We start from the raw sequence: 17,644 nt of genomic DNA on the forward strand, positions 1-17,644 counted from the left end.
ATTCGCGCGGGATCGAAACGACATAAGTCCATTAGCGAGCCCCGGTTCAAGTCCGGAATTGCAACCTGCGCACCGCACAACTCGCGGAACCCGACTGCCCAGACAAAGTGAACGACGCCGGCGCGCTTCATGCCGCGGAATTTTTTCAGCGTCTGCACACAAGTGAAAGCGATTTGTCAGGTTTCCGTCAGGTGACCGGCATCTGGCATCCAACATATCCGCAACGCGCTTACGACTTTCGTATTGACGGGTTTTGCATTCGGGCGGAGTGTTGCAATCGCAGCGTCAAAAGGCGCGCATATTGGGAGGAACGGATGAAACGCTTTGCGATGGCCGCGAGCCTCGTCATGCTTGCATCGACCTGTGCGTATGCACAGACCACCGAGCAGCTGGTGAAGGGTGCGACCGATACATCTAACGTTCTCAACTACGGGATGGGCTACAATCTCCAGCGCTTCTCGACGCTAAACCAGATCAACAAGGACAGCGTCAAGAATCTCGTCCCGGTCTGGAACTACTCCTTCAACGACGATCGCAGCGAGGAATCGCAGCCGCTGGTTTACCAGGGCGTGATCTACGTGACCTCGCACAACGCGACCATGGCGGTCGATGCCAAGACCGGCAAGCAGATCTGGAAATCCAAGATCGAATATCCCGCCGAGACGCCGCGCATCGTCTGCTGCGGCATCATCAATCGCGGCGCCGCGCTCTACGACGGCAAGGTGTTCCGCACCACGCTCGACGCCAACGTGATCGCACTCGATGCCAAGAACGGCAAGGAGCTGTGGCGGCAGAAGGCGGCCGACATCAAGGAAGGTTATTCGATGACGGTGGCCCCGCTGGTCGCCGACGGTGTCGTCATCACCGGCATCTCCGGCGCCGAGTTCGGCACCCGCGGCTTCATCGACGGCTGGGATCCGGCAACGGGCAAGCATCTCTGGCGCACCCATTCGATCCCCTCGCCGGACGAGCCCGGCGGCGACACCTGGAAGGGCGACACCTGGAAACTCGGCGGCGGCTCGACCTGGATCACGGGCTCTTATGATCCCGAGTTGAACACGATCTATTGGGGCATCGGCAATCCCGGACCGTTCAATTCGGCGGTGCGCCCCGGCGACAACCTCTACACCTGCTCCGTGCTGGCGATGGATCCCAAGACCGGCAAGATCAAGTGGCACTACCAGTTCTCGCCGAACAACCCGTTCGACTATGACTCGGTGGCCGAGATGGTCCTCGCCGACATGAATGTCGAGGGCAAGCCGACCAAGGTGCTGATGGATGCCAACCGCAACGGCTTCTTCTACGTGCTCGACCGCACCAACGGGAAGCTGCTCGCGGCCAATCCTTACGTGAAAGTGAACTGGGCGACCGGCATCGACATGAAGACGGGCCGCCCGATCGAGACCGACGTGAGCAAGGACGCGCGCGACGGCAAGAAGGTCACCGTCTATCCGTCGATCCTCGGCGGCAAGAACTGGGAGCCGATGTCATTCAACCCGCAGACCGGGCTCGCCTACGCTAACACGCTCGCCTTCGGCGGCCGGTACAAGACCGAGCCCGTCACCTTCAAGCAGGGTGAATGGTATCTCGGCATGGACCTGACCGATCTCTGGGAATGGGGTGACGGCCCGCGCGGCCATCTCAAGGCGATCGATCCCATGACCGGCAAGTCGAAATGGGAAGCGCCGAGCGACATTCCGCGCTTCTCGGGCGTGCTGTCGACGGCAGGCGGCGTCGTGTTCTCGGGCGCGCTGACCGGCGAGTTCGAGGCCTTCGACGCCGACACCGGCAAGAAGCTCTGGCAGTTCCAGACCGGCTCCGGCATCGAGGGACAACCGGTGACATGGCAGCAGGACGGCGTGCAATACGTTGCCGTCACCAGCGGCTATGGCGGCGTCTACTCGCTGTTCTCCGGCGACGAGCGGCTTGCCCAGGTGCCGCCCGGCGGCTCGCTTTGGGTCTTTGCGGTGAAGCAGTAACCACGGCACGATGCCAAGAGACGTATCTCACAAGACGGTGGCGATCATCGCCACCGTCGCGGTGCTGACGGTCGCGCTTGCGGCGACCGTTCGTGCCGCGGACGACGCAACCGGCAATCCGCTGCAGGCGCAGATCGACCATGGCAAGTCGACCTATGCCTCGAAATGCTCGCACTGCCACGGTCCCAACATGATGAACTCCGGCACCATCACGCCGGACCTCCGTGTCTTTCCCGACGACAAGACGCGCTTCGTCACCACGGTGAAGAACGGCAAGAACAACAAGATGCCGCCCTGGGCCGACATTCTCAGCGAGGACGAGATCGGCAATCTCTGGGCGTTCGTCTCGAGCCGGAGGAAACCATGAGGCGCTGGCTGGCCGCATGCAGCGTTGCCGCGACCCTCGCGGCGCTGGCAACAGCCGCACGCGCGGCAGACGATCCCTTGAAAATCTGTCTCGACGAAGACCGCCCGCCGCTCTCGGTGCACCAGAAGGGCAAGCCGGAGGCCGGCTTCGACGTGTTGCTGGCGCAGGCCATCGCCGAGCGGATGGGACGGCCGCTGAAGATCCAGTGGTTCGAGAGCAGGCTGGACGAGGACTCCAGCCCGCAGCTCGAGGCCAATGCGTTGCTCTCCGACGGGCGCTGCTCACTGGTCGGCGGCTATGCGCTGACCACGGACTCCCTCGTCAAGCCCGGCATGAAGACGGCGCGGCTGCCGGATTTCGCCGGCGCCACCCGCGACGACCGGCGACGGCGTGTCGCGCTGGGCGTGCTCGCGCCGAGCCAGCCCTATGTCTATTCACCGATGACGGTCGTGCTGGGACCGAAAGCCAAGGAAAAAAAGATCGGCGGCATCGGTGACCTCGCCGGGCTTCGCCTCGCGATCGAGAGCGGCTCGCTCGGCGATGCCATCCTGATGACCTTCGACAAGGGGCGTCTGATCGACAATATCACCCATCTCGTCCCCGGCCGCGACGATCTCCTCGGCGCACTCCAGCGCGGTGACTACGACGTGACGCTGATCGACCTCGGCCGCTTCGACGCCCACCGTGCCGCGCATCCGGACACGGCGATCACCGCGTCCGGCTATTATTACCCGATCGGCGCCAATCGCGGCTATGTCGGGCTTGCAAGCGACGACGCGCTGATCGATGCGGTCAACAAGGCGCTGACGGGTCTTGGCGCTGAAGGCAGGATCGCCGAATTCGGCAAGCAGGCCGGGCTCACCTATCTGCCGCCGCGCGAGCCCGCGATCCTGGGCGACGTCTGGATGAAGATCATTCAGAAGTGATGCGGCCGCGCGTGCCATCACATCACCGGTGTCATGCCCCGCGAAGGCGGGGCATCCAGTACGCTGCGGCTCTTCCGTATCACTCAACGCCGCGGAGCACTGGATCGCCCGGTCAAGCCGGGCGATGACAGCGAGAGAGGGGCACGGACAATGCCTCACGCATCCAAGTGCCTCATTCCATGCTATGCGTGGCGTTTCATCCGCCGCTTTGGTGCCCCGTGAATTCCCCTCCCGCACCCTCCGCGACCAGCCTGCGCGATCTCCTCTCCCGCGAGCTCAAGGCCGCCGAGTTGCTGCGCGCGCTGATCGTCGTCGGTCCGATGGTCGCGGCCTATTTCATCTCGCGCGAGCCGGCGTTGCTGAACCTGGGCCTCGTCGCGGTGTCGCTGCTCATTCCGGCGCTGCGCCTGCAACTGCCGCCAAAAGTCATCGTGTGGCACTATTTCGCCATCCTCGTCACTTTTGCCGCACTCTTCCTCGCCGCTCCGGTCAAGCCGCTCTTCGTGGTGCTGACGGCGCTCGCCGGCTTCCTTGCGGTCGCGGGGACGCGCTATGGCGAGCATGTCCGCATAATCGGCAATTGGGTGTTCATCCCCGCCGTCTATCTCGCCTGCGAGGTGCGGGAGGGCGTGAGCGCCGCAGAAGCGCTGCGTCATGCCGGCGTGATCATCGCCTCCTCTCCGATCGCGCTGGCCCTCGTCTGCGCGATCCGGATCTACGACCGGCGGCGGCATGGCAACGCGGCGAGCTCGTTCGGACCGCCTGCGGCCGAATGGTTTCTCCCCGCCGCGGCAACCGCCATGGCGGTCTTCGCGGCGGCCGCACTGGTCGAGATCCTGAACCTCGCGCAGGGGCAGTGGGTGATGTGGTCGGCCGCGAGCGTCGTGGTCGGCGACCTCACGGCGTCCACCGGCAAGCTGAAGCAACGCGCGATCGGCGCCTTTGTCGGCGTGCCGCTCGGTTTCCTCGCCGGCCTTGCCCTGCCGCCGAGCCGCGTCGGCTATGCGATCGCGGTGCTCGCGGCCACGCTCACGCTGATCTCATTCTCCCGCTACATCCTCGGCTTCGGCCTGCGCTGCTTCTTCATCGCGCTGGCCGCATCCTTTGCCGGTGGCGCCAGCGGGATCGCGGAGGAGCGCATCGTCAACGTGCTGATCGGCGGCACTTTCGGGCTCATTGCCGTGGCCCTGACCGAGATCGTCTGGCTGCGCGTCATGCGGAACGCACGACCGTCCGGCTGACGGAAAATGGTCGCCGCGGCGCCTGATCAATGCGCCAATCTGTCTCGCCTGCCGGCCATGGCGGAGCCAGCCCGATGCAGTAGGGTCGGCAAAAATCAGGAGGGAATCATGTCCGCAAAGCTCGATCGCCGCCACTTCATCGCCGCCGGCACGACTGCCCTCGCGATGCCCTTCGTTGCGCGCGGCGCCTCGGCGCAAGCGGCATGGCCGTCGCGGCAGATCCGCATGATCTGCAGCTATCCCGCCGGCGGACAGACCGATCTGCTCGCGCGCGCCTATGGCGAGTTCATCTCCAAGCAGGTCGGCAAGACCGTCGTCGTCGAGAACAAGCCCGGCGCCTCCGGCGCGATCGGCACGGCGGAGGTCGCCCGCGCCGAGCCGGACGGCCACACCATGCTGTGCTCGATCTCGACCACCTACATCATGAACCGGGTGGTGATGAAGAATCCCGGCTACGACATGGACAAGGATCTGACGCTGGTCAGCGTCATTCCGGGCGCCGGCCTGTTGCTGGTGGCGAACCCGAAAACCGGCATCAAGACGCTGGACGATTTCGTCGCCTTCGCGCGCAAGAGCGGCAAGGTGAATTTCGGCACCTACAGCGCGGGCTCGGCCCCGCACATGACCATCCACGAACTCAACAAGCAGTACGGCCTCAACATCGAGCCGATCCATTACCGCGGCGAAGCACCGATGTGGACGGGCATGCTGGAAGGCACGCTCGATGTCGCGATGGGCAGCTACACCGCCGCGCAGTCGGTCCTGCAAAGCGACCGCGGCACCGTGTTCGCCGTGCATTCGAAGAAGGTCGACGCCATCCCCGCGATCAAGACCCTGCCCGAGCAGGGCGCGACCTCGAAATTCTTCACCGTGAGCGGCTTCTCCGGCTGGGCCGTGCCGAAGGCGACGCCGCAGCCGGTCGTCGACCGGCTGGCCGAGCTTTGCGTTGCCGCCAACAGCGATCCGAAGGTGAAGGAGGTCCTCACCACCTTCGTGCTCGAACCGGCGATCGGCTTCAAGGACACCAACGCGCTGTATCAGCGCGAGCTGCCGATCTGGATCGAGAGTGCAAAGTCGCTCGGGCTCGAGCCGGCCTGACGCATGGCATGGCGGACGGGCTGCCCCTTGGCGGCCCGGCGTCCGACCAAAGCCTAGTGTCCGAAACGCATTTTCACGCTATGATTGTGCGCCGCCGCCAGAAGCTCACCGGGGCGAACGAGAAAGGCCGATCCCATGACACCGGATGGAGTCGCCGTCGCCGTCATGATCATCCTGCTGTTTCCGATGGGCTATTTCACGCTGGCCACGCCCGCCTTCCTGCTGGTGAGGCTCGATATCCAGCCCGTCGCCCAACTCTTGCGCGGAATGTTCAACGCCCATTTTGTGGTCATGCGCATTGCCGGTGTGATCGGGACGCTGGCTTTCCTGCTCGACGGTCGCCTGGCCGCGGCGACGGGCGTCGGCCTGCTCACAGTGCTGGCGATCTACGGACGCCCCTGGTTCATGAGGCGGATGGACGACCAGCTCAGCGCGAGGGATGCCGGCGATACTGACGCCCCGCGCCGGCTGCGAAGGCTGCATTGGAGTGGCATGCTGGGCAACGCGACGCTGCTCGTCGCTCTCCTGACCAGCATCCCCTACATCGCGACGTCCGCCTGAGAGATATCGCCGAGCGACCGACGGCTGCGACGCCCCGCCCCGCCTAGTGCTCGTCCGCGACCGCCGCGCTCTGCTGTCCTTTGTGGATCGAGGACGGCACCACACCGAAATATTTCCGGAACACGCGGCTGAAATGCGATGAGCTGGAGAAGCCCCAGGAGAATGCGACGTCGGTGATGGTCTTGCCGCCGTGAGCCTCGAGCTCCTGGCGGCAGTTCTGCAAGCGCGCCTGCCAGATGTAGTCGCTCACCGTGGTGCCGCGCTCGGAGAACAGCATGTGCAGATAGCGCTTGGAACAGCCGAGCTCGGCGGAGATCTGGTCGATGCACAGATCAGGATCGCGCAGGTGCTCGCGGATGAAGAACTGCGCGCGCACATACATCGCCTCGGGCCCGACGCGATCGAACCCCGTGTCCGCCTCACGCAGCGGCAACAGCAACAGATCGATCAGCGAATCGGCGACGCCGACCGCGCTGTTCGCCGACAGCTTAGCCGCCTCGTCGAAGGTCGCATGCACGAAGTCATGGGCGATCCGCCCCGTGCCCGTCTTCGCCGACAATTTGCAAGCCGGCATCCGCTGCGACGGGAATCCGCGGTCGCGCAGCAGCGCCTTCGGTACGATCACCACGTCGTGACGGGTGAAGGCGGGGCTGATGATCGAATGCGGGCAGGACACGTCATAGGCGATGATGTCGCCCGGATTGATTTCGATGTGGCGGCCTTCCTGCTCGAAATAGGACACGCCATAGGTCTGGAAGTGAATCTTGATGTACGGGTGCTCATTGGCCTTGGCGCGCGCCAGCGTGTGCGCGATGCGATGCTGGCTGACCTCGATCTGGCACAGCTTGAGGCGCGAGACGGAGGTGTAGTCGATGCGGCCCTCGAGCGAGGACGCCTCCAGCGGGTCGACGTCGAAGTGCCCACACAGGCTCGTCAGCCCGTCGATCCAGCTCTGGATCTGCCGCTTCGGCGTCAGTCCGGTCGTCGAGAGCGTATGAATTGTGTCGGACATTAATCCAGCCACTGGTGTTACCCCGGGGATTCGACGCGAATCGCGACCAGCGCTGCCGGAGCCTCAGCCTTGATTGCGTGACGTTTACCTCGCATTTGAGCGATCTTGTGGAACGAGCGCCATCGTTCCATTGCCACCCTTGCAAGTTAATCCTCCGCCTTAGTTGCAGCGCCGTCAAGGGGAACCTGAGCGTTGAACGCCGCACCGCACGGCGTCGAAGCCGCTGAATTCGCTACTGCAAAATCAAAAACTTCTTTGCCGTGCGCTGTCGAGCAAACCAGCTTCTCTCTTGGGCAAGTTTCCCGATAGCGAAGTCGTTAGGGATTGAGACAGGAACAACAAGAACGGGCCGCTCCTGCACGTGGACCCGTAGCTCTCATCCGAAGGAGGAAACCGCACAGCATCGTTTCTGGTCCCAAACGTGACCGCCCTGCACGAGCAGACGCCGGACGATAAGCCCGGTGATTAAGCAATGCTTCGGAAACAATAAAACGAGATCAACGGAGGAATGACTATGCGCAAGGTGCTACTGGCGACCTTTCTTGGCTCCGCTGCGGCGCTCGCCGTCGGGAGCGCGTCAGCCAATGACGAGCTGAACAAGATGTCGCAGAACCCGAAAGACTGGGTGATGCCGGCGGGCGACTATGCAAACACCCGCTTTTCCAAGCTGAACCAGATCAACGCACAAAATGTCGGCAAGCTCCAGGTCGCCTGGACCTTCTCGACCGGCGTGCTGCGCGGCCACGAAGGCGGCCCGCTGATCGTCGGCAACATGATGTACGTCCACACGCCGTTCCCGAACAAGGTCTACGCTATTGACCTTTCGAACGAGAACAAGATCGTCTGGCGGTACGAGCCGAAGCAGGATCCGAACGTCATTCCCGTGATGTGCTGCGATACGGTTAACCGCGGCGTGTCTTACGGCGACGGCAAGATCTTCCTGCACCAGGCCGACACGACGCTGGTCGCGCTCGATGCCAAGACCGGTCAGGTGGCATGGTCCGTGAAGAACGGCGATCCCGGCAAGGGCGAGACCGGCACATCGGCGCCGCTCGTCGTCAAGGACAAGGTGCTGATCGGCATCTCCGGCGGTGAGTTCGGCGTTCAGGCCCACATGTCCGCCTACGACATCAAGACCGGCAAGCTGGCCTGGCGCGGATACTCGGAAGGCCCGGACGATCAGCTCCTGGTCGATGCCGAAAAGACCACCGCGCTCGGCAAACCGATCGGCAAGGACTCGAGCCTCAAGACCTGGCAAGGCGATCAGTGGAAGATCGGCGGCGGTGCCACGTGGGGCTGGATCTCCTACGATCCCGAGCTGAACCTCGTTTATTACGGATCGGGCAACCCCTCGACCTGGAATCCGAAGCAGCGTCCCGGCGACAACAAATGGTCGATGACGATCTGGGCGCGTAACCCGGACACTGGCGTGGCCAAGTGGGTCTATCAGATGACGCCCCACGACGAGTGGGACTATGACGGCGTCAACGAGATGATCCTCTCGGACCAGCAGATCAACGGCCAGCCGCGCAAGCTGCTGACCCATTTCGACCGCAACGGTCTCGCCTACACGATGGACCGTGCGAACGGCGAACTGCTGGTCGCCGAGAAGTACGATCCGAAGGTGAACTGGACCTCCGGCGTCGACATGGACAAGAACTCGCCGACCTATGGCCGTCCGAAGGTGCTCGACGCAGCTTCGACCGACAAGGCGGGCGAGGACCACAACGTGAAGGGCATCTGCCCGGCCGCGCTCGGCACCAAGGACGAGCAGCCGGCAGCCTACTCGCCGGACACGCAGCTGTTCTACGTTCCGACCAACCACGTCTGCATGGACTACGAGCCGTTCAAGGTGAGCTACACCGCGGGCCAGCCCTATGTGGGTGCGACGCTCTCGATGTATCCGCCGGCGGGCGAAACCCACATGGGTAACTTCATCGCCTGGGACGGCAAGACCGGCAAGATCGTCTGGTCGAACAAGGAGCAGTTCTCGGTCTGGTCGGGTGCGCTCGCAACCGCCGGCGGCGTGGTGTTCTACGGCACGCTCGAAGGCTACCTGAAGGCAGTCGATGCCAAGTCCGGCAAGGAGCTCTACAAGTTCAAGACTCCCTCCGGCATCATCGGCAACGTCACGACCTATGAGAACGGCGGCAAGCAGTACGTCGCAGTGCTCTCGGGCGTGGGCGGCTGGGCCGGCATCGGTCTGGCGGCAGGTCTGACCGATCCGACCGCCGGTCTCGGCGCAGTCGGCGGCTATGCGGCGCTCAGCAACTACACGGCGCTCGGCGGTACGCTGACCGTGTTCTCGCTGCCGGCGAACTAGCATCACCTCGTATCGCTCCGGCGCGTGGATCAACCTCCACGCGCCGGCTCGTCTCACCTGATGCCTTCGAGGATAATCTCTTGCGTAAAATCTGCTTTGCCATTGCTGCGACGATCTTCGTGACCTCGGGGGGAATTGCGGTTGCCGACGGTCCGGGCGACCCGACCGCCGTGAAGAAGGAAGACGACGGAAAGTGGCTCGATAAGGAAGGCAACCCGACCTACAAGATCACCGATGGCACCGTGGACTGGTTCACCTATTCCGGATACCGCCGCTATCACTCCGACTGCCATGTCTGTCATGGCCCCGACGGCATGGGATCGACCTACGCACCGGCGTTGAAGGATTCGGTCAAGACCATGAGCTATGGCGACTTCCTCGGCGTCGTCGCCTCCGGTCGCAAGAACATCTCGACGGCGCAGGAGAACGTCATGCCGGCCTTCGGCGACAACCCGAACGTCGCCTGCTACATGGACGATCTCTACGTCTATCTCCGCGCCCGCTCCGACGAGGCGTGGGGCCGGCAGCGGCCCGCCAAGAAAGACGAGAAGAACGAGGTCTATACCAAGGCGGAAGACGCCTGCATGGGCCATAAATGAACGTTACGAAGGCTGCCGAGACCACCTCTTGGCGTCTTGCGAGAATTTGAGGAGTTACCGATGAAGACACGTGCCGCCGTCGCTTTCGAAGCCAAGAAACCGCTTGAGATCGTCGAGCTCGATCTGGAAGGACCGAAGGCCGGCGAAGTCCTGGTCGAGATCAAGGCGACGGGCATCTGCCACACCGACGCCTACACGCTCGACGGCTTCGACAGCGAGGGAATCTTCCCGTCGGTCCTGGGCCATGAGGGCGCCGGCATCATTCGCGAGATCGGCCCCGGCGTGAGCTCGGTGAAGCCGGGCGACCATGTCATCCCGCTCTACACGCCGGAATGCCGGCAGTGCAAAAGCTGCCTGAGCCAGAAGACCAATCTCTGCACCGCGATCCGCGCGACGCAAGGCAAGGGCGTGATGCCCGACGGCACCAGCCGCTTCTCCTACAAGGGCAAGCCGGTCTACCACTACATGGGCTGCTCGACCTTCTCGAACTTCACCGTGCTGCCGGAGATCGCGGTCGCGAAGATCCGCGAGGACGCGCCGTTCGACAAGAGCTGCTACATCGGTTGCGGCGTCACCACCGGCGTCGGCGCCGTCGTCAACACCGCCAAGGTCGAGCCGGGCTCCAACGTGGTCGTGTTCGGCCTCGGCGGCATCGGCCTCAACGTGATCCAGGGCGCCAAGATGGCTGGCGCCGACAAGATCATCGGCGTCGATATCAACGACTCCAAGGAGGATTGGGGCCGCAGGTTCGGCATGACCGAGTTCGTCAACCCCAAGAAGATCACCGGCGACATCGTCCCGCATCTGGTCAACCTCACCGATGGCGGCGCCGACTACACCTTCGACTGCACCGGCAATACCACCGTGATGCGCCAGGCGCTGGAAGCCTGCCATCGCGGCTGGGGCACCTCCATCATCATCGGCGTTGCCGAATCCGGCAAGGAGATTGCCACCCGCCCGTTCCAGCTCGTCACCGGGCGCAACTGGCGCGGCACGGCCTTTGGCGGCGCGCGCGGCCGCACCGACGTGCCCAAGATCGTCGACTGGTACATGAACGGAAAGATCCAGATCGATCCGATGATCACCCACGTGCTCAAGCTCGAGGAGATCAACAAGGGCTTTGACCTCATGCACGAGGGCAAATCCATCCGTTCAGTCGTCGTGTTCTAGCTCGAAAGCGTCACCCCCAAGGAGGATCGACCCATGACTGCACTCCATCCCTCGATCGACAACGGCCTCAAGCAAGGCAGCGGCAGCTTTGCCGGCGGTACGCTGGCCTGCAAATGCGCGGACCATCAGGTCAAGGTCGGCATCAAGGGCGACGTCGCCCACAACCATGCCTGTGGCTGCACCAAGTGCTGGAAGCCGCAGGGCGCGAACTTCTCGGTCGTCGCCGTGGTGCCGCGCCAGAACGTCACCGTGCTCGAGAACGGCGACAAGCTCCAGATCGTCGACGCTTCGGCGGTGATCCAGCGTCACGCCTGCAAGGCCTGCGGCACCCACATGTACGGCCGCATCGAGAACAAGAACCACCCGTTCTACGGGCTCGACTTCGTTCATCCGGAACTGTTCCAGGAGCAGGGCTCGCAGGCGCCGCAATTCGCCGCCTTCGTCTCTTCCGTGATCGAATCGGGCGTGAAGCCGGAGCAGATGTCCGGCATCCGTTCGCGGCTGAAGGAAATCGGGCTCGAGCCCTATGACTGCCTGTCGCCGGCACTGATGGATGCGATCGCAACCCACGTGGCGAAGGCCAAAGCCGCCTGACAGGGCTGCCTGAAGACGAGGTCGCCTGACCTTCGCCGTGCCCCGTCCGCTCGCTGGTGCCAACCACCGTCAGCGAGCCGGACGGGTCCGGCCCCGAGATAAACGCGGCGATGCCGCCGCCTCTGCACTCCGCGTATGAGGGCCGTCAGCTCCCTCAGTCCTGGTCTCTGAATGACTGCGCAGTGCCGCCTGCTTCCTGCTTGAAGTCCGCGCCTCTGCGTTTCTCCCTCCCTCGACTGAGGCATCCTGCTTCGTCCGCGCAGTCCCTCTGCCGGACGAAGCTTTTTTGCCTAGCGCTCATTCGAGGGGCGCGCGGCGCGATGCCGCGCCCTGCTTTTGACAAACCTGCGTTGCAATCTTTTCCCGTCAAGAACACTCGGCTGTGAACGCCGGGTGGTGCGATCTCTGCTAGGTTCGCGCCGTTACGATGCCGCGCGAAGTTCAATCAAACAAGAACAACACGGGGAGGTATCGAGCACATCCAGACATCGCCAATCAGCGTTTCTGCCTCCCCCGGGATTTGCCCGCGCGGGATGAGGGCAGCGACGCGGCGAAATGATGAACCATCGCCGTGCGAAACCGGCGAATTTGAATTCATGCTTATGAAGAGCGAGGGACCATCATGATCAAGGTGAAGATCAACGGCCAGGAACAGAGCTGGGACGGCGACCCGGATCTCCCGCTACTCTGGTTCCTGCGTGACGAGGCCGGGCTGACCGGCACCAAGTTCGGCTGCGGCCAGGCCCTGTGCGGCGCCTGCACCGTCATCGTCGACAAGGAAGCGGTGCGCTCCTGCATCACGTCGATCAACGACGTCGCCGGCCGCGAGGTCACCACCATCGAGGGACTGCATCCGAACGGCGATCACCCGGTGCAGAAGGCCTGGCGTCAGGTCAACGTGCCCCAATGCGGTTTCTGCCAGGCCGGCCAGATCATGCAGGCGGCCGCGCTGCTGATGGAGAACCCGAAACCGTCGCACGACCAGATCCGCGAGGCGATGGCCGGCAACATCTGCCGCTGCGGCTGCTACCAGCGCATCGAGAATGCAGTCCATCTCGCATCGACGGGAGTGTGACATGAATTTCATCGAGAATCCGACGAAGCTTCGCGGCTTCGAAAAGCACGTCAAGGTCGAGAAAGTCTCGCGCCGTAGCATCCTCAAGGGGCTCGGCGTTACCGGCGGCTTCGTGCTCGCCGCCCCCGTGATGTCGCGCCAGGCCTTCGCCTATGAGACCGGCGCCGGCAAGATGCCGCATGGCGTCGTCATCGACCCGCGCGTGTTCGTCGCGGTCGCATCCGACGGCACCGTCACTATCGTCGCCCATCGCGCCGAGATGGGCACCGGCGTGCGCACCAGCCTGCCGCTGATCGTCGCCGAGGAGATGGAGGCCGACTGGTCCAGGGTGAAGGTGCAGCAGGCTCATGGCGATGAGGTCAAGTTCGGCAACCAGGACACCGACGGCTCGCGCAGCACGCGGCACTATCTGATCCCGATGCGCCAGATCGGCGCCTCCGCCCGCACCATGCTGGAGCAGGCCGCGGCGAAGCGCTGGGGCGTGCCGGCGACCGAGGTCAAGGCCGTCAATCACGAGGTCGTCCACAGCGCGACCAGCCGCAAGCTCGGCTTCGGCGAGCTCGCCGCCGATGCCGCCAAGGAATCGGTGCCCAGCATCGAAGGCCTCAAGCTGAAGGACCCCCGGGACTTCCGCTATCTCGGCAAGGGCCAGATCGGCATCGTCGATCTCCACGACATCACCACCGGCAAGGCGCGTTACGGTGCCGATGTCCGGCTGCCGGGCATGAAGTATGCCGTGATCGCGCGGCCACCGGTGACCGGCGGCAAGCTGGTCAAGTTCGAACCGGAGGCGGCCCTGAAGATTCCCGGCGTCGAGAAGGTGATGCAGGTGCAGGGCTGGCCGTGGCCATCGAAATTCCAGCCACTCGGCGGCGTTGCCGTGATCGCACGCAACACCGGCGCGGCGATCAAGGGCCGCGACGCGCTGAAGCTGACCTGGGACGACGGCGCCAACGGCAAATACGACTCGGTCGCCTATCGCAAGGAGCTCGAAGAGGCCTCGCGCAAGCCGGGCCTTGTCGTGCGCCAGGAGGGCGACGCCGACACCGCCTTGAAGAGCGCCGACAAGGTCGTCGTCGGCGAATATTACCTTCCGCACCTTGCCCATGCCAGCATGGAGCCGCCGGTGGCGATCGCCGACGTCAAGGGCGACAAGGCGGAGATCTGGGCGCCGGTGCAGAGCCCCGGCGGCACCCGCGAGGACGTTGCCAAGACGCTCGGCATTCCCGAGGGCAATGTCACCGTCAACGTCACGCTGCTCGGCGGCGGTTTCGGCCGCAAGTCGAAATGCGACTTCGCGCTCGAGGCCGCGCTGTTGTCGAGGGAGCTCGGTGCACCCGTCAAGGTGCAATGGACGCGTGAGGACGACCTCCAACACGACTTCCTGCACACCGTCTCGGTCGAACGGATCGAAGCGGGCCTCGACAAGAGCGGCAAGGTGATCGCCTGGCGCCACCGCAGTGTTGCGCCGACCATCGCCTCGACCTTCGCCGCCGGCGCAAAGCACGCGGCGCCGTTCGAGCTCGGCATGGGTCTCGTCGACATGCCGTTCGAGATCGCCAACATCTCCTGCGAGAACCCGGAGGCCGCGGCGTTCACCCGCATCGGCTGGTTCCGCTCGGTCTCGAACATCCCGCGCGCCTTCGCGGTGCAATCGATGGTCGGCGAGATCGCGCATGCGACCGGCCGCGACCAGAAGGAGACGCTGCTCGCGCTGATCGGAAGCCCGCGTATCGTCAAGCCCGCCGTGAAGGACATGTGGAACTACGGCGAGCCCTATGACAGCTACCCGATCGACACCGCGCGCCTGCGCAAGGTGGTCGAGCTGGTCGCGGAGAAGGGCGAATGGGGCCGTCAGATGCCCAAGGGCCACGGCCTTGGCATTGCCGTGCACCGCAGCTTCGTCAGCTACATCGCGACCATCGTCGAGGTGGCCGTCGACGACAAGGGCAAGCTGTCGGTGCCGCGGGTCGACACCGCGATCGACTGCGGAACCTATGTCAACCCCGAGCGCATCGCCTCGCAGATCGAAGGCGCGGCGATCATGGGGCTGAGCCTCGCCAAATACGGCGCGGTCACCTTCAAGGACGGCAAGGTCGAGCAGAAGAACTTCGACGACTTCCAGGTCATCAGGATGGATGAATCGCCTGGGGTCACCAACGTCTACATCGTGCCGCCCGGACCTGACACGCCGCCGAGCGGCGTCGGCGAGCCCGGCGTTCCGCCGTTCGCACCCGCGCTGATGAACGCGATCTTTGCAGCCACCGGAAAGCGTATCCGCAACCTGCCGCTCGGCAAGCAATTGGAAGCGTAGAGCATGATCCGGAAAAGTGGGCACCGGTTTTCCGGATAGATCATACTCAACAAGACGGAGCGCGATAGAAGTCTATCGCGTTTGGGAACATTGAGCGGCCTCGCGCCGTTTCCATTGATCTGACAGGAGCAGATCGATGACCAACATCTCAAAGGCGCTCGCAGTCTCGTTGCTGTCGGGCGCCTTTTCTTTGACCGTAGCGAGCGCGTTCGCCCAGAGCAGCACGACGCCCCCGACCACCGCGACGCGTCCCACCGCGCCAGACCAGAACTCGCTCCCCAACGCCACCGCCCCGCCCGCCTCCACCACCCAAACCACCGGGCAGACCAGCACCGATCCCAAGGTTCAGGAGATGAACCAAAAGGAAAAGGACAAGGTGGACCGGCACGGGAAGTAGTGCGCAACGTTTTTGAGTGCTGATGCTTCTACGCCGTCATGGCCGGGCTTGTCCCGGCCATCCACGACCTTTGCCGCAGCACCAGGAACGTGGGTGCCCGGGACATCTAGAGCGAAGACGCGCTTCGCGCTTCTGCCCGGGCATGACGAGCCCGTGGCGTGGACACCGATCCCATCACCCACGCAAAATGCGGCGGACGTTGCCGTCCGCCGCATTTGCCCCCTCGCGCTCCGCTTCTTTCGATCCGCCCGCGGAGCTTATTTCTTCAGCGCGAACACCCAGACGACGCCGCCTTGCGGCACGTTGGCTTCGATACCGATATTGTTGGTCACGAGCGCATCCTGGATGCGTTGCGCGTCGACGCCCCATCCCGACTGGATCGCGATGTATTGCGTACCGTCGATCTCATAGGATGTCGGCATGCCCATGATGCCCGAGTTGGTCTTCTGCTCCCATAGCAGCTCGCCGGTCTTGGCATGGAAGGCGCGGAAGTTGCGGTCATTGGTGCCGCCGACGAAGACGAGATCGCCCGCCGTCGCCGTCACCGATCCGAACAATTGCGACTTCGGGAAGTTGTGCTGCCACACCTTCTTTCCTGTCGCCGGATCCCAGGCCTGGAGCTCGCCGAAATGATCCGCGCCCGGCTTGGTCTTCAAGCCGATGTCCTCCGGCTTGGTGCCGAGCCAGAGTTCGCCGACCTTGAGCGGCACCTTCTCGCCGGTGAAGCCGCCGCAGAAGTTCTCGTTGGCGGGCACGTAGACGAGGCCGGTCTTCTGGCTATAGGCCGCCGACGGCCAGTCCTTGCCGCCCCATAGCGACGGACAGAACTCGACCCGCTTGCCGATGACCGGCTTGTGCGCGGGATCGACGATCGGCTTGCCGGTCTCGGCATCGATGCCCTTCCAGACGTCGGTTGCGACGAACGGCCAGCCGGCGACGTAGTTGATCTTGGTCGGCGTGCGCTCGAGCACCCAGAAGATCGCGTCGCGGCCCGGATGGACCAGGCTCTTGATGGTGCGACCGTCGCGTTGCAGGTCGATCAGCATCGGCGCATCGACCTCGTCCCAGTCCCAGGAATCGTTCTGATGATACTGGTGATAGGTCTTGATCTTGCCGTTGTTCGGATCGAGCGCGAGCACCGACGACGTGTAGAGATTGTCGCCGGGATGCGTTTCGCCGGGCCACGGCGCGGCGTTGCCGACGCCCCAATAGATCGTCTTGGTGTCCTTGTCGTAATTGCCGGTCATCCAGGCCGAGCCGCCGCCGGTCTTCCAGTCATCGCCTTGCCAGGTGTCGTGCCCGGGCTCGCCTTCACCGGGAATGGTGAACGTGCGCCACAGCTCCTTGCCATCCTTGGCATCGTATGCGGCAACGTAGCCGCGCACGCCGAGCTCGCCGCCGGAGCCACCGACGATGACCTTGCCCTCGACGATCAGCGGCATCAGGGTCATGTACTGACCCTTCCTGTAGTCCTGCACCTTGGTGTCCCACAACACCTTGCCGGTCTTGGCATCGAGCGCGACGACATGGTCGTCGGTGGTCGCGAGATAGAGCTTGTCCTCCCAGAGGCCGACGCCGCGGTTGGTCGGATGCAGTTGGAACAGATCGTCGGGCAGCTGCCGCTTGTAGCGCCAGTACTCGTCGCCGGTTTTCGCGTTCAGCGCGATCACCTGCCCCATCGGAGTTGTCACGAACATCGCGCCGTTGTTGACGAGCGGCGGCGCCTCGTGGCCTTCGACCACGCCGGTGGCAAAGGTCCAGACCGGTGTAAGATTTTTGACGTTCGAGGTGTTGATCTGGTCGAGCGGGCTATAGCCCTGCCCGTCATAGGTGCGCCGATAGAGCATCCAGTTTCCGGGTTCCGGATTCTCCAACCGCTGCTGGGTGACCGGAGAGTAATTCTCGATCGGGCCGGCGATCGCGGCGGTCGAGACAAGACACGTGAAGGCGACGAAGCCGGACAGCAGCAATTGCTTTCTGGTCATGGA

The 17,644-nt window shown here is 63.9% G+C and carries 15 protein-coding genes; 13 read left to right on the forward strand and 2 right to left on the reverse strand.

What is annotated here, in order from left to right; all coding sequences use genetic code 11:
• Positions 1-314: 314 nt before the first annotated feature.
• From AB7532_RS26455 to AB7532_RS26480, 6 genes are all read left to right on the forward strand, one after another.
• Positions 315-1,979, forward strand: coding sequence for a methanol/ethanol family PQQ-dependent dehydrogenase (locus AB7532_RS26455; protein WP_441237625.1), 1,665 nt, complete (start codon positions 315-317; stop codon positions 1,977-1,979).
• A 10-nt stretch (positions 1,980-1,989) separates the two neighbouring features.
• On the forward strand, positions 1,990-2,346 hold the full coding sequence (locus AB7532_RS26460; RefSeq protein ID WP_441237626.1) for a c-type cytochrome: 357 nt from the start codon (positions 1,990-1,992) through the stop codon (positions 2,344-2,346).
• Positions 2,343-3,272, forward strand: a complete 930-nt coding sequence (locus AB7532_RS26465) for a substrate-binding periplasmic protein (RefSeq protein ID WP_441237627.1) — start codon at positions 2,343-2,345, stop codon at positions 3,270-3,272. Before AB7532_RS26460 ends, AB7532_RS26465 begins: the two co-directional genes overlap by 4 nt.
• A 218-nt stretch (positions 3,273-3,490) precedes the next feature.
• Positions 3,491-4,513, forward strand: coding sequence for an FUSC family protein (locus AB7532_RS26470; protein WP_441237628.1), 1,023 nt, complete (start codon positions 3,491-3,493; stop codon positions 4,511-4,513).
• A gap of 108 nt (positions 4,514-4,621) precedes the next feature.
• A complete protein-coding gene (locus AB7532_RS26475; RefSeq protein ID WP_441237629.1) occupies positions 4,622-5,611 on the forward strand; it encodes a Bug family tripartite tricarboxylate transporter substrate binding protein in 990 nt (329 codons plus the stop codon).
• 135 nt (positions 5,612-5,746) lie between these two features.
• The gene (locus tag AB7532_RS26480) at positions 5,747-6,172 is read left to right on the forward strand and encodes a hypothetical protein (protein WP_441237630.1); all 426 of its coding nucleotides are present in this window, start codon (positions 5,747-5,749) and stop codon (positions 6,170-6,172) included.
• 43 nt (positions 6,173-6,215) lie between these two features.
• On the opposite strand, the gene AB7532_RS26485 is transcribed toward AB7532_RS26480, so the two are convergent.
• Positions 6,216-7,184 (reverse strand): helix-turn-helix domain-containing protein, encoded by a 969-nt coding sequence (locus AB7532_RS26485; protein WP_441237631.1) that lies wholly within the window; start codon positions 7,182-7,184, stop codon positions 6,216-6,218.
• A 514-nt stretch (positions 7,185-7,698) separates the two neighbouring features.
• On the opposite strand from AB7532_RS26485, the gene xoxF5 reads away from it, so the two are divergent.
• The 7 genes from xoxF5 to AB7532_RS26520 all read left to right on the forward strand — a co-directional run bounded on the left by xoxF5 (position 7,699) and on the right by AB7532_RS26520 (position 15,656).
• Positions 7,699-9,507, forward strand: coding sequence for a lanthanide-dependent methanol dehydrogenase XoxF5 (gene xoxF5, locus AB7532_RS26490; protein WP_441239357.1), 1,809 nt, complete (start codon positions 7,699-7,701; stop codon positions 9,505-9,507).
• An 80-nt stretch (positions 9,508-9,587) separates the two neighbouring features.
• A complete protein-coding gene (locus AB7532_RS26495) occupies positions 9,588-10,106 on the forward strand; it encodes a c-type cytochrome, methanol metabolism-related (RefSeq protein WP_441237632.1) in 519 nt (172 codons plus the stop codon).
• Between the two features lie 60 nt (positions 10,107-10,166).
• Entirely contained in the window at positions 10,167-11,276 is a 1,110-nt protein-coding gene (locus AB7532_RS26500; protein WP_441237633.1) for an S-(hydroxymethyl)glutathione dehydrogenase/class III alcohol dehydrogenase, read from the forward strand.
• Positions 11,277-11,309: 33 nt separating this feature from the next.
• Positions 11,310-11,870 carry an S-(hydroxymethyl)glutathione synthase gene (gene gfa / locus AB7532_RS26505; RefSeq protein ID WP_441237634.1) on the forward strand — a complete coding sequence of 187 codons (561 nt, stop codon included), beginning with the start codon at positions 11,310-11,312 and terminating at the stop codon, positions 11,868-11,870.
• A 622-nt stretch (positions 11,871-12,492) separates the two neighbouring features.
• Positions 12,493-12,945, forward strand: coding sequence for a (2Fe-2S)-binding protein (locus AB7532_RS26510; protein WP_014493612.1), 453 nt, complete (start codon positions 12,493-12,495; stop codon positions 12,943-12,945).
• Between the two features lies 1 nt (position 12,946).
• A complete protein-coding gene (locus tag AB7532_RS26515; RefSeq protein WP_441237635.1) occupies positions 12,947-15,259 on the forward strand; it encodes a molybdopterin cofactor-binding domain-containing protein in 2,313 nt (770 codons plus the stop codon).
• 136 nt (positions 15,260-15,395) lie between these two features.
• On the forward strand, positions 15,396-15,656 hold the full coding sequence (locus tag AB7532_RS26520; RefSeq protein ID WP_441237636.1) for a hypothetical protein: 261 nt from the start codon (positions 15,396-15,398) through the stop codon (positions 15,654-15,656).
• 257 nt (positions 15,657-15,913) lie between these two features.
• Here AB7532_RS26520 and AB7532_RS26525 read toward each other — a convergent pair whose 3' ends face one another.
• Complete coding sequence (locus AB7532_RS26525) at positions 15,914-17,641, reverse strand: methanol/ethanol family PQQ-dependent dehydrogenase (protein WP_441237637.1); 1,728 nt, start codon at positions 17,639-17,641, stop codon at positions 15,914-15,916.
• Between the last annotated feature and the right edge of the window lie 3 nt (positions 17,642-17,644).

The sequence above is a fragment of the Bradyrhizobium sp. 930_D9_N1_4 genome (genome assembly GCF_052076015.1).
Classification (GTDB): domain Bacteria; phylum Pseudomonadota; class Alphaproteobacteria; order Rhizobiales; family Xanthobacteraceae; genus Bradyrhizobium.

Coding starts and splice junctions, on each gene's coding strand:
- AB7532_RS26455 (WP_441237625.1), top strand. CDS start 315: ATGAAACGCTTTGCGATGGCCGCGAGCCTCGTCATGCTTGCATCGACC.
- AB7532_RS26460 (WP_441237626.1), top strand. CDS start 1,990: ATGCCAAGAGACGTATCTCACAAGACGGTGGCGATCATCGCCACCGTC.
- AB7532_RS26465 (WP_441237627.1), top strand. CDS start 2,343: ATGAGGCGCTGGCTGGCCGCATGCAGCGTTGCCGCGACCCTCGCGGCG.
- AB7532_RS26475 (WP_441237629.1), top strand. CDS start 4,622: ATGTCCGCAAAGCTCGATCGCCGCCACTTCATCGCCGCCGGCACGACT.
- AB7532_RS26480 (WP_441237630.1), top strand. CDS start 5,747: ATGACACCGGATGGAGTCGCCGTCGCCGTCATGATCATCCTGCTGTTT.
- AB7532_RS26485 (WP_441237631.1), bottom strand. CDS start 7,184: ATGTCCGACACAATTCATACGCTCTCGACGACCGGACTGACGCCGAAG.
- xoxF5 (WP_441239357.1), top strand. CDS start 7,699: ATGCGCAAGGTGCTACTGGCGACCTTTCTTGGCTCCGCTGCGGCGCTC.
- AB7532_RS26500 (WP_441237633.1), top strand. CDS start 10,167: ATGAAGACACGTGCCGCCGTCGCTTTCGAAGCCAAGAAACCGCTTGAG.
- gfa (WP_441237634.1), top strand. CDS start 11,310: ATGACTGCACTCCATCCCTCGATCGACAACGGCCTCAAGCAAGGCAGC.
- AB7532_RS26510 (WP_014493612.1), top strand. CDS start 12,493: ATGATCAAGGTGAAGATCAACGGCCAGGAACAGAGCTGGGACGGCGAC.
- AB7532_RS26515 (WP_441237635.1), top strand. CDS start 12,947: ATGAATTTCATCGAGAATCCGACGAAGCTTCGCGGCTTCGAAAAGCAC.
- AB7532_RS26520 (WP_441237636.1), top strand. CDS start 15,396: ATGACCAACATCTCAAAGGCGCTCGCAGTCTCGTTGCTGTCGGGCGCC.
- AB7532_RS26525 (WP_441237637.1), bottom strand. CDS start 17,641: ATGACCAGAAAGCAATTGCTGCTGTCCGGCTTCGTCGCCTTCACGTGT.